At 62.5% G+C, this 13,692-nt stretch carries 12 protein-coding genes and 1 pseudogene; 2 read left to right on the top strand and 11 right to left on the bottom strand.

Translation table 11 applies throughout. The features are described from left to right. Positions 1-352 precede the first annotated feature (352 nt). From copD to lepA, 6 genes are all read right to left on the bottom strand, one after another. Positions 353-1,312 (bottom strand): copper homeostasis membrane protein CopD, encoded by a 960-nt coding sequence (gene copD, locus BM374_RS13700; RefSeq protein ID WP_283807080.1) that lies wholly within the window; start codon positions 1,310-1,312, stop codon positions 353-355. A 12-nt stretch (positions 1,313-1,324) separates the two neighbouring features. Beyond that, positions 1,325-1,684: a copper resistance CopC family protein gene (locus tag BM374_RS13695; protein WP_092292842.1), complete on the bottom strand. Its 360-nt coding sequence runs from the start codon at positions 1,682-1,684 to the stop codon at positions 1,325-1,327. A gap of 3 nt (positions 1,685-1,687) precedes the next feature. Continuing rightward, positions 1,688-2,689, bottom strand: coding sequence for a hypothetical protein (locus BM374_RS13690; RefSeq protein ID WP_092292840.1), 1,002 nt, complete (start codon positions 2,687-2,689; stop codon positions 1,688-1,690). A gap of 51 nt (positions 2,690-2,740) precedes the next feature. Further along, positions 2,741-3,124, bottom strand: a complete 384-nt coding sequence (locus tag BM374_RS13685) for a DUF2946 family protein (RefSeq protein WP_143270183.1) — start codon at positions 3,122-3,124, stop codon at positions 2,741-2,743. A 336-nt stretch (positions 3,125-3,460) separates the two neighbouring features. After that, positions 3,461-4,870 carry an alpha/beta fold hydrolase gene (locus tag BM374_RS13680; protein WP_092292836.1) on the bottom strand — a complete coding sequence of 470 codons (1,410 nt, stop codon included), beginning with the start codon at positions 4,868-4,870 and terminating at the stop codon, positions 3,461-3,463. A 266-nt stretch (positions 4,871-5,136) separates the two neighbouring features. After that, positions 5,137-6,948 (bottom strand): translation elongation factor 4, encoded by a 1,812-nt coding sequence (lepA, locus tag BM374_RS13675; protein WP_092292834.1) that lies wholly within the window; start codon positions 6,946-6,948, stop codon positions 5,137-5,139. A gap of 126 nt (positions 6,949-7,074) precedes the next feature. Here lepA and BM374_RS13670 point away from each other — a divergent pair, with 126 nt between their 5' ends. Then, positions 7,075-8,700 carry a glycosyltransferase family 39 protein gene (locus BM374_RS13670; RefSeq protein ID WP_092292832.1) on the top strand — a complete coding sequence of 542 codons (1,626 nt, stop codon included), beginning with the start codon at positions 7,075-7,077 and terminating at the stop codon, positions 8,698-8,700. 9 nt (positions 8,701-8,709) lie between these two features. Here the strand turns inward: BM374_RS13670 and BM374_RS13665 are convergent, their stop codons facing one another. From BM374_RS13665 to BM374_RS13645, 5 genes and pseudogenes are all read right to left on the bottom strand, one after another. Beyond that, the gene (locus BM374_RS13665; RefSeq protein WP_092292830.1) at positions 8,710-9,027 is read right to left on the bottom strand and encodes an HPr family phosphocarrier protein; all 318 of its coding nucleotides are present in this window, start codon (positions 9,025-9,027) and stop codon (positions 8,710-8,712) included. Further along, a complete protein-coding gene (locus BM374_RS13660; protein ID WP_007597752.1) occupies positions 9,024-9,425 on the bottom strand; it encodes a PTS sugar transporter subunit IIA in 402 nt (133 codons plus the stop codon). Before BM374_RS13660 ends, BM374_RS13665 begins: the two co-directional genes overlap by 4 nt. A gap of 210 nt (positions 9,426-9,635) precedes the next feature. Further along, positions 9,636-10,097: pseudogene (locus tag BM374_RS13655) on the bottom strand (HPr kinase/phosphorylase); the annotation flags it as partial. Further along, positions 10,094-11,884, bottom strand: coding sequence for a sensor histidine kinase (locus BM374_RS13650; protein ID WP_177248279.1), 1,791 nt, complete (start codon positions 11,882-11,884; stop codon positions 10,094-10,096). The pseudogene BM374_RS13655 and the gene BM374_RS13650, both read right to left, overlap by 4 nt. Positions 11,885-12,000: 116 nt before the next feature. Beyond that, on the bottom strand, positions 12,001-12,702 hold the full coding sequence (locus tag BM374_RS13645) for a response regulator transcription factor (RefSeq protein ID WP_027535781.1): 702 nt from the start codon (positions 12,700-12,702) through the stop codon (positions 12,001-12,003). Between the two features lie 240 nt (positions 12,703-12,942). Between BM374_RS13645 and BM374_RS13640 the strand changes: the two genes are divergently transcribed. Continuing rightward, positions 12,943-13,689: a HugZ family pyridoxamine 5'-phosphate oxidase gene (locus BM374_RS13640; protein WP_092292826.1), complete on the top strand. Its 747-nt coding sequence runs from the start codon at positions 12,943-12,945 to the stop codon at positions 13,687-13,689. Positions 13,690-13,692: the final 3 nt, after the last annotated feature.

Raw genomic sequence — 13,692 nt, 5'->3', positions numbered from 1 at the left:
GGAATGGTCGCTGTATCGATGGCGGTGGCTACCCTGCTTCTCGGTGGAAGCAAAGATGCGAACACCTTGGTTTTGTTGGTCTCCTAGTAGCAGCCTTCTCGGGGATACCGGCCATCGCTGTGATCACGCTGTACCGTTATGTTGAGAAACGCGATCATGATCGGTGACCTCCAACGGTCAGGTTCGAGTCAAAATGCGAAGAACTCGCGTTGAGCAAACACGGTCTGCTGTGTCCCGCTAAGCGGGACCTCCGTCAGGCGCGCTGCAACTTCGCACATGGTCCACAATCGAACGTTAATGGCGATCATCGCACGTGGTGCGCCACCACCGATGGGGCCGCAACAGTCGCTGGTCACCAAGAGCTTTCAGGCTCGACAAGGTGAATAGCCGGATGCAAGGTTCCGAGCACACCGACCATCACAAGAATGCCCAATCCGAGTGCTGTCTCAATCGCACTGTTCCGGATCAGTCGACGAAGCGCGACGGACGATTGCTCTTGTCCGATAAAAGCGAGCTGCGGCGTCAAGCGCAATCGATTGATAGCAGCGTAGGCGAGCATTGCCGCGAACGATCCGATTTTGAGTGTCAGAACGCGCCCATACTCGGTCGCGACGAGTGCGTGCAGAGAGCCAACCAAAATTGCAGCGTTTACCACGCCGGTGAGCAGGACGACTCCCACGCTGACAACGCCAAGGGTCGAAAACCCTCCGACGGCATCGCGGGCGAGCGATGTGTCGTCATGTATCTGCGTGGTCGTCAGGAAAGCGATCAGCGACGCGAGACCGCCGATCCAGGCCGCCGCGGCCACCACATGCAGTGCATCCGCCGCGAGATGCAGATACCCTTCTACACCAATCGTTGAGCCCGCATGGCCTGTCCAGGCAAGGCTGCAGGCAAACCCAACGGCCGCCGCGAGCCCAAGCCATTGTGTAGTTACCGCGCGGTCATAGACGAGGCAGGCTGCCAGGCAGATTACAAAACCTGCGCGAATGGTCGTCACCTCACCGAACTGTGTTTCGCCGACGACGGTCGATAGCACGTCTGCGGTCACAGCCTTTTCGAGGGGCATTCCGCTCATCGATGCCGCTTCCAGCAACAGCCAAAACGCACCGGAGATTGCCGCCAAGACAAGGGAGGCCCAGATAGTCGGCCGCGTCCGACGCCGGAACGAAATAGCCGCCGCGATGTGATGGCGCAGGACAGGCTTGGCGATGAAGACGCCGAAAATAATGCTCCCGACCGTCATCGCTGTAGCCGCGAAATGTACGGCGCGCGCCGCAATGAGCGGCGCTCCTGCTGCGGACCAGTCCACCGTGGCTGCCCTCTATGGACCGACCTGGAAGGTGAAGCTCCCATCGGTCGTGTGGGTGTCCACGGATAGCACGCGCCAATTTACGTGATAAGTGCCGGCGCCGACGCCCTTCACCGAGACCGACATCTGGTTGCCACTAACGCGCGCCTTGCCGACGTCGACACGCTGTCCGGAAGGACCAGTGACCGTGACTGAACTAAACGCCGGCTCCAGTTTTTGGGTGAAAGTGAGTGTGACCTCATGTGGTGGGCTTGCGACTTTGTTGCCGACCCGAGGTTCAGCATGGTCGAGCGTCGCGTGGGCCCCGGCTTCACCCGAGGCAAGCAGCAACAGTAACGGGATCACGAAAAAGGTCGATGATTGAATTCGCATCCGTCAATTCCTCGTAAATGCGCTGGCCGGCTGAACGGTGCTGCCGAAGATCGGCCTGCCGATGCCGCGCGGATCGATATCGTCGAGATACAGATGCAACTGAGCGATGAAACCGACATTTGTGCCGCTTTGCCGGTTGATCGGGATCAGCGCCTCCGCGGCGATCTGGAACTTGTTGCCGACCCAGATCACGCCGGGATTAATCGTGCCCGTGGTCGTCGTGCCCGACGTGAGAGTGTTTGCTACAGGCGTCTGCAATGTGGCTTCGACCAGCGGAACAAGGTGATTGACGAAATCCGGTAGCCCGAGATCGACCACGGCAGATTTCAGATAGGGCATGCTGTACTGGATGGTGCCGCCCCAGTTTAGCACCCGTGGATGAAATTCAGTGTCCATGGTCGACGCACCTGTGTCCGGATCGATGCCGAACGTCGTGGTGAAGTTCCGGGCGGGGATCGCGTAGCCGACCTGACCAGTAATGGCGAGGGGCCGCAACCACGAGACCGTATCCGGAAGATCGCCCAAGCCCTTTCCGAAATAGATGGTCGGCGTGTAGGTGTTGAACGAATCTGCGCCGATGTTTTCCGCACCGGTACCACCCCATTCGACGCTGAGGCCGACTGACATCACGAACTCACGCACGGGATCCTTGAAGACGCGATATTTGAATGTGGTCTCCAGATTCTGAAATCCATTGGCACCGGGTACGGTCGGATCGATCGGGCCGAGAAAAGTGTAGGTTGTCCCAAAGGAGATCGCGAAGTCCTCGGTAATGCGTTTGGAGAATTCGGCCGATATGTCGCGTTGTCGGATCGGCGGAACGTCGCCCGTTTTGAAACTATCGACCGTCGGAAGCGACAACTCATCATTCACGCCCGGATCATCGATGCCGAGCGTTGCTGGAAAGAAGCGATTGCCAACGATTTCGTGGGCGACGCTTCCGGATAAAGGAATGAGCACGATTGCCGCGCCCCAAAGGCCCGCACGCACGTGAGAAATGGACATAGAAGATCTCCGTAAATTGACGTGCATGTGCGACGGCTTTGGCCGCCAAGCTCACGCCAACGACGGGGACGCACGCGCCTGGGCGTTCGATCCGACGCGGGACGATGAGCATGCTAGCTCCGCGTTGATCCAAACGATTGGCTGGAACTGACGAGCCAGGTAGGTGATGGCGATAGGCTTCGGCGCGTCGATGGCCGTCCTTGCATGGGTGACGCAGACCGCGCAAAGCCCATTATGAGCATATCGCTCGCGATCCTGATCGCCCGGCCCGGAGGTCGCGTCGGTGTGGCAAATGCCCGCCGACTGCAGCGGATCCGCAAGTGCAAGAGTTGTGGCCCAGCACGCCGCGATCGGCGCCAGGATCTGCATCACCAGCGTGAGTAAGACGATCGGAAGAAATACCTGTAGCCGCCGATGCATCGGTTCACCCTGCAAAGCAGGCTATCACCGAGATGAGGCCAAGGTCGACGCAATGAGCCCATCCCCAGTGGCAGGCCGGCCAAAGCCTTATCGTTTCGTCAAGTGTGTTGCTTGCTCGCAACAGAGAATATTCCAAGCGAAGGGCGAGGCCCAGAGCGGCGACGCGGGCTGACCGACACGGCCATGTCTCCTCCATTCCATCCGCGAGCGCTCAGTCGGTCCTTCCGCAACTCAGCATCGCGGCCGAATGTCCGCTTCGGGTCGAAATGCGAAGAACTCAGGTTGAGCAAATACGGTCTGCCGTGCTCCGCCCAGCGGACCTCCGTCAGGCGCGCTGCAACTTCGCCCGTCCTAGAGTAGAAAGTTACGCACCTCTTCCTGGAAGATTGGTGCGCCAGGATCCTGCGAGAGCAGCATGTGATTTTGGCCAGGCAGCGAGACGAATCTGGCGCCCGGAATTTCCGCGGCCATATCGCGGCCCAAAGAGATTGGAACCCTGCGGTCGTCGCGGACATGCATCACGAGCGTCGGGGCCTTGACCTGTTTGAGCAGGGGCCGGACGTCGAAATCAGCTACCGTTTCGAGGTAACGTACCGCCGACTCCGCCGATGCACTGAGACGCTGAAGTTCGTTGAAGGCGTCGACCTGTTCTTTTGTGGCGCTCGGTAACATCGAGGATGTAAAGAGCTGCCGGAAGGTTGGCTCGTCCGCGCCCCATCCCAGCTTCATCAGCGTTTTCATTGCCGCAAACCGCTCCCGATCGGCTGCCGAAAGATTTGGATTCTTGTTGGCGCCGACAGCAAATCCGCCATACAGGATCAGGTGCGAGACGCGCTCCGGATGCCGGACCGCGAACGCAATCGAAACGGCGCATCCCTGCGAGAACCCGAGAAGCGGAAACCGGTCGAGGCCGGCTGCGTCGGCGACGCTTTCCATGTCCTTGACCCATGCGTCGAGCGAGAGCTCGCCGACGTCCCAATCCGACAGGCCGTTGCCGCGAGCATCGTAGCGGACGAGCGTGAACGATGAGGCAAGCCCAAGCAGAAAATCTCGGTAGAGCGGCAGGTTCCAGTCATACTCCAGGTGGCCAAGCCAATGTGCCGATCTCAACAGCCCCGGGCCGCTTCCCACCTTCGCATAGGCCAGCCGCACGCCGTCCACGGCCCGGCAATAACGGATGTCCTGCTTGAGGTTGGCTGCCGACAAGACTCGCTTCGCGGGCGATCCCTCCTTGTCCAAATCGATGGCATACACTTCGATCGGTCGCGCGATGTTCTTGAGATTCTGCCGGCCCAACTCGCGAAAGGGCAGCTTCAGCTTGCCATCGATCTGATCAAGGACTTGACGGGAGATGCAAATCCCGCCGCGCATCGCCATGCCTTCAAGCCGCGCGGCCACGTTGACGCCGTCTCCGAAGATGTCGCCCTCATCCTCGATGATGTCTCCCACATTGATTCCGACTCGGAATTCAATACGTCGGTCAGGAGGGATACTTGCGTTCCTGTTGACCATCCCGCGTTGAACTTCGACGGCACACTTCACTGCTTCGACGGCGCTTGAAAATTCCACCAGCATTCCATCGCCAGTGGACTTGATGAGGCGCCCGCGATGCGATTTGAGCTTGTGATCGAGCAGCTCCCGGCGGTGTGCCTTCAATCCGGCAAGAGTGCCTTCCTCGTCATCGCCCATGAGCCGTGAATAGCCGGCTACGTCTGCCGCCAGAATTGCCGCCAGCCGGCGTTCGACGCGCGTGCGGACCACGACGTGCCCTCCGTCACCTCGCCCGAGCAAATCATACGCATTGGGCCCGCGCCAGTAAAAACCCGCGTCGGCCGCCGTCGGGGTGTAGCAGGCAACGCCCAGAGCCTGCTCCGATCCTGGCATCATGCCCGTGTTTTGCCCGACGGGTCAAGTGTTTTTCGAAAAAAGCGAAATCCCCAATGCCGCCAACGCGCCGGCTACTGTGCATGGGGTTGTTTTCGGGATTTGTGGTCCGGCGCAAAGTACTCGGCCGGACTCCGGCCGCCTCAGCTATCGACCTTGAGCGCGGCGATGAAGGCTTCCTGCGGGATGTCGACCTTGCCGAACTGCCGCATCTTCTTCTTGCCTTCCTTCTGCTTCTCCAGAAGTTTTCGTTTACGCGTGATGTCGCCGCCGTAGCACTTCGCGGTGACGTCCTTGCGCAGCGCGCGCACGGTCTCGCGCGCGATCACCTTGCCGCCGATCGCCGCCTGGATCGGGATCTGGAACATGTGCGGCGGGATCAGCTCCTTCATCTTCTCGACCATGGCGCGGCCGCGCCCTTCGGCGCGGGTGCGGTGGACCAGCATCGAGAGCGCGTCGACCGGCTCGGCATTGACCAGGATCTGCATCTTGACGAGGTCGGCCGGCTTGTAGTCGGTGAGATGATAGTCGAACGAGGCGTAACCCTTGGACACCGACTTGAGGCGATCGTAGAAATCGAACACGACTTCGTTGAGCGGCAGGTCGTATTTCACCATGGCGCGAGCGCCGACGTAGGTCAGCTCCTTCTGCGAGCCGCGGCGGTCCTGGCACAGTTTCAGCACGCTGCCGAGATATTCGTCCGGCGTGAGGATGGTCGCCTCGATCCAGGGCTCCTGGATCTCCTCGATCTTCACCACGTCAGGCATGTCGACCGGATTGTGGATCTCGAGCTCGCTGCCGTCGGTGAGCTTCATCTTGTAGATGACGCTCGGCGCGGTCGCGATCAGGTTGAGATCGAACTCGCGCGACAGCCGCTCCTGGATGATCTCGAGGTGGAGCAGCCCGAGGAAGCCGCAACGGAAGCCGAAGCCGAGCGCGGCCGAGGTCTCCATCTCGAAGGAGAAGCTGGCGTCGTTCAGCCGCAGCTTGCCCATCGCGGCGCGCAGCGTTTCGAAGTCGTCGGCATCGACAGGAAACAGTCCGCAGAACACCACGGGGATCGCCGGCTTGAAGCCCGGCAGCATGTCGGCGACCGGCTTCCTGTCGTCGGTGATGGTGTCGCCGACGCGGGTGTCGGCGACTTCCTTGATCGCTGCGGTGATAAAGCCGATCTCGCCGGGGCCGAGCTCCTCGACCTGCTGCATCTTCGGCGTGAAGAAGCCGACGCGCTCGACGTCATAGGCTGCGCCCGTGCCCATCATGCGGACGCGCTGGCCCTTCTTCATCGTGCCGTCGACGACGCGCACCAGCACGACGACGCCGAGATAGACGTCGTACCAGCTGTCGACCAGCAGCGCCTTCAGCGTCGCGTCGCGATCGCCCTTGGGCGGCGGCAGGCGGGTGACGATGGCTTCCAGCACGTCGGGGATGCCGAGGCCGGTCTTGGCCGAGATCATGACCGCGTCGGAGGCATCGATGCCGATGACGTCCTCGATCTGCTGTTTGACCTTCTCGGGCTCGGCGGCCGGCAGGTCGACCTTGTTCAGGACCGGAACGATCTCGTGATTGTTGTCGAGCGCCTGGTAGACGTTCGCGAGCGTCTGCGCCTCGACGCCCTGGCTGGCGTCGACGACGAGCAGGGAACCTTCGCACGCCGCAAGCGAGCGCGAGACCTCGTAGGCAAAGTCGACATGGCCTGGCGTGTCCATCAGGTTGAACACGTAATCCTTGCCGTCCTTGGCGCGGTATTGCAGGCGCACCGTCTGCGCCTTGATGGTGATGCCGCGCTCGCGCTCGATGTCCATGGAATCGAGCACCTGCTCCTTGCCCGCCATTTCGCGGTCGGAGAGGCCGCCGGTCATCTGGATCAGGCGGTCGGCCAGCGTCGATTTGCCATGGTCGATATGGGCGACGATGGAGAAATTGCGGATGTTGGAAATGGGGACGGTCGTCATGGGCGCGGGATACCACTCACATCCCCGTGCGGCAACCATATTGCTGTATTTTCAGGGCGTTTCTTCGTGCCAAGCTGATTCCACGAAGGTCCAAAACGCGCTACGCAAGCGCCCATGTCCAGGCCAATGTCAACGACCACGATCCCCTCCATCCGCGCGCGCGTCAAAAAACGGGTGAGCTTCGACCGCTTCCGGGCCTGGCTGGTCGCCTACGCGACCCACCCTTCAGCCCGGCTCTGGCTGGTGATCCAGCTCGCGATCCTGCATGCGGTGATCTGGACCTTCATCCTGATCAATCTCAAGGCAGCGCAGGACGTTCACATGGACGTCGCAGAAGCCTATGGCTGGGGCCAGAAATTCCTGTGGGGCTACGGCAAGCATCCGCCGCTGTCGGGCTGGATCGCCGGGCTCTGGTTCAGGGTTTTCCCGGCGGCGGACTGGGCGACCTATGCGCTCGCAATGGCGACCGTCAGCGTCGGCATGGTGATCTGCTGGCTGGTTGCGATGCGCGTGGTGGACGCGCGGCGCGCCTTCCTGGTCGTGGTGATGGTCGCGCTCTATCCGATCTTCAATTTCAAGGGGTTCAAGTACAACCCCGATCTGCTCCAGCTCGTTACCCTGCCACTCGTCGTGCTCGCTTATCTCAATTCGTTCGAGAAGCGGAGCTGGCAATCCGGCGTCTGGCTCGGGCTTGCCGGCGCGCTGGCGCTGATGACCAAATATTGGGTGCTGACCATGATCGGCGCCATCGGCCTTGCCGCGCTGATCCATCCGGAGCGCGCGAGCTTCCTGCTGTCGCCGGCGCCCTGGGTCGCGATCGCGACGATGGTGCTGGCGATGATCCCACATATCATATGGCTGGCGGACGCGCATTTCGTGCCGTTGACCTATGCCGGCGACACCTACAGCATCGAGGATGCTGGTCTCGTCCATCAACTCGTGGCCGGCTACGCCTTGCATAATCTTGCGCTGCTGGCGTTGCCGGTGGCGCTCGCCGCGCTTGCCATGGCGTGGGTGCCACATTGGCTGACGCTGCTGGTGCGCGCTCCCTCGCGCATCGTCACGCGGGCCTGGGCACGCGGGGCCAATCGGGGCGTCAACGTCTCGCAGGCGCTGAACATCTGGATCATCCAGATCATCGTCGCCGCCGGGCCGCCGCTCGGCGCGCTTGCCTTCAGCATCTACATGAAGACCGATTGGGGCATCTCGCTGTTCTTCCTGGCGCCGCTCGCGCTGGTCGCGATTCCGGCGCTGCGCGTGCAAAGCGCGGTGCTGTTCAACATCACCGCGATCTGGCTTGTGCTCAGCGTCGCGACGCTTGCCGCCTCCCCCTGGATCGCCGCGCGCGAGATGGCGGCGAATATGGACAACACGGCCACCTATGGCGCCCGCTCCGAGCTCGCGCGCGAGCTGACCCAGGCCTGGCATTCGCGCTTCGCCTCGCGTTGGGCGATCGTCGCCGGCACCATGGAATCGATCCAGCCGATGGTGTTCTACAGCCCCGATCATCCCGCTGCGTTCACGCCGAACGAGGCCTGGGGCTCCGGGCTGACGTCGCTCGATGACGTCAAGAAGTACGGCTTCATCGGCGTGTTCGATCCGACCGACGGCCGTCTGCCCGCGTTTGAAAAATGGGTCTCGGAGATCGCGCCGAACGCCGAGCGCATGGTGATGACGACGCGGCGCTTCACCCACGGCAAGGCCGGCCCGTCGATGACCTGGAACATCTACATCGCCGCGCCGGCAAAATGACCGAAGGGCTTAAACCCCTTCCTCGTTGAACTTGCTTTCAACGAGCTCGGTGATCGCCGCAAGCGCGGCTTCCGCGTCGGTGCCGGCGGCCGCGACCGTGATCGTCGTGCCGGGTCCCGCAGCTAACATCATCAGGCCCATGATCGAGGTTCCGCCGACGGTTTCGCCGCCGCGTGTCACCCACACCTGCGCCTCGAAGCGCTCGACCGCCTGGACGAATTTCGCCGAGGCGCGCGCATGCAGGCCGCGCTTGTTGATGATCAGGAGCTCTTTGGAGATCGCGCCCGCGGGCACGCCAGTCCCCGCTTGTGGCGCGTCGTCACTCATTTGCCGGCGAGCACCCGGCTGGCGATGGTGACGTATTTCCGGCCGGCTTCCTGCGCCATCGCGATCGCATCGGGCAGCGGACGCTCCTCGCGCACCTTGGCGAGCTTCACCAGCATGGGCAGGTTGATGCCCGCCAGAACTTCGACCTTGGGCCGGCTCATGCAGGATATTGCGAGGTTCGACGGCGTGCCGCCGAACATGTCGGTGAGAATCGCAACGCCGTCGCCGGAATCGACGCGGTTAACCGCCTCGATGATGTCGCTTCGGCAGAGATCGGAATCATCTTCGGCGCCGATCGTAATCGCTTCGATTTGCTTTTGTGGGCCCATGACATGTTCAAGCGCTGCCTTGAATTCGTCGGCAAGGCGCCCGTGGGTCACAAGTACTAGACCAATCATCGGAAAACTCCCGCGGGTGCTTTTGGTGCACCGCACGAACGCGCCACTTTGACCATCCAGAGCCCCCGCGCAAGAGGGGATGTTGCGTATCTCCCTGAATCTAGACGGATGGATAAGGGGAGCTGCGCCGGTCTACTCGGTCGCGAGTGTGGGGTTCATATGGTTACCATTTCCCTTCAAACAATCAGCCGAAGGGTTAGTGGGAGGTTAACTCTTGGTAGTGGTCAAGCCCGCGACAACCAATGGGAGGGGAAAATAGTCGCGGCAGACGGGGATTCGCGGTATCTCGACACCAAAAATGGCTGTTTTCAGCGATTCCGGCGACGGCAGGCGCTCGGCGTCGTCGGCGTCGAGATCGACGACGAGACCGACCGTCGCATGCTCCACGAAGTCGCACCGGCGGATTCCAAGTCCCCGAATCTCGATCAGGCCGGCGAGGGCGGGAGCGGGACGAACTACAATTTCATGACCGACTGTCGCCAGATGGACACGGTCGTCGCCGACCAGGATGGCGCTTCCGATCACGCCCGCACGCCCGGCCATGATTAAATCGAAGGCAAGGCGCGACTTGCCGGAGCCCGAAGGGCCACGGATCAGCACCGCCAGGGGCCCGACCTTGACCGCAGATGCGTGAACGCTCGGCCCGCCGTCGTTCGAACTGCCTTGGCTCATAGCGCCGGCAGCCTCACCACGAAACGCGCGCCCGCGACCGTCGGCGCGCCGTCTTCGTCCGCTGGGCCAGCGCGATTCTCCGCCCAGATGCGTCCGCCGTGGGCGTCGACGATCTGCTTCGAGATCGAGAGCCCGAGGCCGGAATTCTGGCCAAATCCCTGATGCGGCCGGTCGGTGTAGAAACGCTCGAAGATGCGCTCCAGCGCGTCGTCGCGGATGCCCGGGCCGTCATCGTCGACCACGATCTCGATCTCGCCGCGGACACGGCGGCAGGTCAGGCGCACCTTGCTGCCGGCTTCCGAAAACGACTGTGCGTTGGAGAGCAGGTTGGAGACCACCTGCCCAAGCCGCGAATCATGGCCGCTGACCGAGAAGGTGTCGGTCGGGCTCCGGCCCTCGAAGCGCGCCTCGACCGCGACGTCGTGGCCGAGCTTCGTTTCATTGGCCACCGCAACCAGCGTGCCAAGGAGCCGCCTGAGATCGACCGGAATCGCGTCTTGCCGCTGCAATTCGGCATCGAGCCGGCTCGCATCCGAAATGTCCGAGATCAGCCGGTCGAGCCGCTTGACGTCATGCTCGATCACTTCGAGCAGGCGCGCGCGACTGTTCTCGTTGCGCGCCAGCGGCATCGTCTCGACCGCGGAGCGCAGCGAGGTCAACGGGTTCTTCAATTCGTGGGCGACGTCGGCGGCGAACATCTCGATCGCTTCGATTCGCTTGTAGAGCGCGCTGGTCATGTCACGCAGTGCGCCGGAAAGATGGCCGATCTCGTCGCGGCGACGCGTGAAGTCCGGAATTTCGACGCGGCTCTTGATGCGGCGGCGGACGCGTTCAGCGCTGTCGGCAAGGCGGCGCACGGGTCCGGCGATCGTGCTCGCAAGCAGCAGCGACAGCATGATCATGACGGCGGCAGCAACGCCGCCGACCTTGAGGATCGCGAGGCGCTCGGCCGTGACCATCTGATCGATTTCATCGCCCTGGGTCGAGAGCATCAGCGCGCCGTGGATCGCACGCGCCCGCTGCACGGGGACCGCGACGGAGACGATCACCTCGCCGCGCGAATTGACCCGCACCATCGAGCGCTTCAGGCCCTGGAGCGCATCGGCCACTTCGACATAGCCTTTGCCGTTCTCGCGGCCGAGTTCGCGATAGAGCGGCAGATCGCCGCGATTCAGCCAGGTCCGTACCGGGACCATGATGCGTTCGGCCAAGCCCGGCTTTTCCGACAGCGGCGGCAGCGGAAAGCCCCGCACACTATCGAGGTCACGGCTGTCGAGCAGCACGCTGCCGTTGGGGTCGAAAATCCGCGCGCGGGTCTTGGTCGGCGAGATCAAGGTGCTCAACACCGGCGCCACGCGCTCGGGATTGATCGGAAAATCCAGCGAGTCGTCCATTCCGCCATAGCTCTCGCCCAGCTTCAGGTCGAGCAGCCGCTCGGGATCGACGGTGATCGCGTTGGTCTGCACCGTCGCCGAGGCGCCGATGGCGCCGGCGATGATCTCGGCCTGCACCAAAAGGCTCTGCGCGCGAGCGTCGATCAGGCCGGCGCGAAACTGCGACAGATACAGGATGCTCGCGACCAGGGCGACGAGGCCCGCGAGGTTGAGCGAGACGATGCGGCGGGTCAGGCTGGAGAAGGACAGCGCGAAGAAGAACTGTCCGGCGCGCTTGAGCCAGTTCAGCGGCCCCCAGCCTTTCGCAGCGGGCTTGTCCTCGCGGTCCGATGCGCCGTGGGATGCAATCTCCTCGGCGTTCGAACTCGGATCAGGCTGCGTTCGGTCAAGCAATGCTTACGCCCGCGTTAGGACAGCTCAAAGCGACGGTCCCCGCATCCTAGAGCATGCCCGGTTCTGATGGAATCAGAACCGGTGCAGCCCTCATCTGTCGTGAAGGCGCGCGCGCCTCAGGCTTCCTTGAAGCGGTAGCCGACGCCGTAGAGCGTCTCGATCATCTCGAAATCGTTGTCGACCACCTTGAACTTCTTGCGCAGCCGCTTGATGTGGCTGTCGATGGTGCGGTCGTCGACATAGACTTGGTCGTCGTAGGCGGCGTCCATAAGCGCGTTGCGGCTCTTGACCACGCCGGGCCGGGTCGCCAGCGCCTGAAGGATCAGGAATTCGGTGACGGTCAGCGTCACCGGCTCGTTCTTCCAGGTGCAGGTATGCCGTTCCGGATCCATCCGCAGCAGACCGCGGTCGAGCGCCTTGGCGTCGTTCTCCTTCGGCGCAACCGTCGGATCCTTCGGTGCCGATCGGCGCAGCACCGCCTTGACGCGTTCGACCAGGAGGCGTTGCGAAAACGGTTTGCGGATGAAATCGTCCGCGCCCATCTTGAGACCGAACAGCTCGTCGATCTCTTCGTCCTTGGAGGTCAGGAAGATCACCGGCAGGTCGGACTTCTGCCGCAGACGGCGCAGCGTCTCCATGCCGTCCATACGGGGCATCTTGATGTCGAGGATGGCGAGATCGGGCTGGGTGGTGCGGAAGCCGTCAAGCGCGGAGGCACCGTCGGTGTAGGTCATGATGCGGTAGCCTTCGGCTTCCAGCGCGATCGAGACGGATGTGAGAATGTTGCGGTCGTCGTCGACCAAAGCGATTGTGGGCATGAGCCTCTGCTTTCTGCTTTCCGTTTGGGTCGTGGCTTAAACGGCGAGCAATCCAGTGATGCGCCGCATACATGGGTGCCGAATTTGGCGTTCGAACCGTGTCACCGAGCAATGCAAGCTGGGCTGAAGTGTGACCAAGTTCCACGAAACACGGCGGATTCGCCGCATATCGACCCATAACCGGGTTCGGGTTTACCCGAAAAAAGGCCCGCCTTGCAACCACCTGAGCCGAGAAAGCCGATGCAACCGACCCCCGATTTCACTCCCCCAAAGCTCGCCAAGTCGCTGCTTAGGCGCTCGCGGCAGGGGGCGCTCGCAACCCTCATGGCGGGCAGCGGCGATCCCTATTGTTCCCTGGTCAATCTGGCGAGCCACCCTGACGGCTCGCCGATCCTGCTGATCTCCCGATTGGCCGTCCACACCAGGAATATCCTCAGCGACAACAGGGTTTCCCTGATGCTGGACGAGCGCGCCGCCGGCGATCCGCTGGAGGGCGCCCGGATCATGCTGTCAGGCCGGGCCGAGCAGGACGACAACGAGAAGGATCTGCTCCAGCGGCGGTATCTCAATGCCCATCCCTCAGCCGAAGCCTTTGTCTCGTTTCAGGATTTCTCGTTCTTCCGGATCCGGCCCACGGGAACCCATCTGGTCGCCGGCTTTGGCCGAATCGTCGACCTCAAGCCGGAGCAGTTCCTCACGGACCTCACTGGCGCCGAGGACCTGCTGGCGGCTGAGGAGGGCGCGGTCGAGCACATGAATGCCGATCATCGCGAGGCCATGACCCTTTACGCCACCAAGCTGCTCGGTGCGGCCGCGGGCGACTGGCGCTGCACCGGCTGCGACCCCGAAGGTCTCGACATGCAGGATGGCCAGACCGCGCTGCGGCTGGATTTTCCGGACCGGGTGACTGATGGTGCAGCATTGCGCAAGATGCTGGTCCGCCTGGCCGGCGAGGCGCGCGCGAAGACCGACCGGATCCCTGACTGACTG

It is taken from the genome of Bradyrhizobium sp. Ghvi (assembly GCF_900115265.1).
Taxonomy (GTDB): Bacteria; Pseudomonadota; Alphaproteobacteria; order Rhizobiales; family Xanthobacteraceae; genus Bradyrhizobium.
The sequence above is the reverse complement of the archived record's forward strand: the minus strand, read 5'-3'. Positions and strand labels throughout refer to the sequence as shown.

Coding starts and splice junctions, on each gene's coding strand:
- BM374_RS13640 (WP_092292826.1), top strand. CDS start 12,943: ATGCAACCGACCCCCGATTTCACTCCCCCAAAGCTCGCCAAGTCGCTG.
- BM374_RS13665 (WP_092292830.1), bottom strand. CDS start 9,027: ATGAGTGACGACGCGCCACAAGCGGGGACTGGCGTGCCCGCGGGCGCG.
- BM374_RS13670 (WP_092292832.1), top strand. CDS start 7,075: ATGTCAACGACCACGATCCCCTCCATCCGCGCGCGCGTCAAAAAACGG.
- BM374_RS13660 (WP_007597752.1), bottom strand. CDS start 9,425: ATGATTGGTCTAGTACTTGTGACCCACGGGCGCCTTGCCGACGAATTC.
- BM374_RS13690 (WP_092292840.1), bottom strand. CDS start 2,689: ATGTCCATTTCTCACGTGCGTGCGGGCCTTTGGGGCGCGGCAATCGTG.
- BM374_RS13695 (WP_092292842.1), bottom strand. CDS start 1,684: ATGCGAATTCAATCATCGACCTTTTTCGTGATCCCGTTACTGTTGCTG.
- lepA (WP_092292834.1), bottom strand. CDS start 6,948: ATGACGACCGTCCCCATTTCCAACATCCGCAATTTCTCCATCGTCGCC.
- BM374_RS13645 (WP_027535781.1), bottom strand. CDS start 12,702: ATGCCCACAATCGCTTTGGTCGACGACGACCGCAACATTCTCACATCC.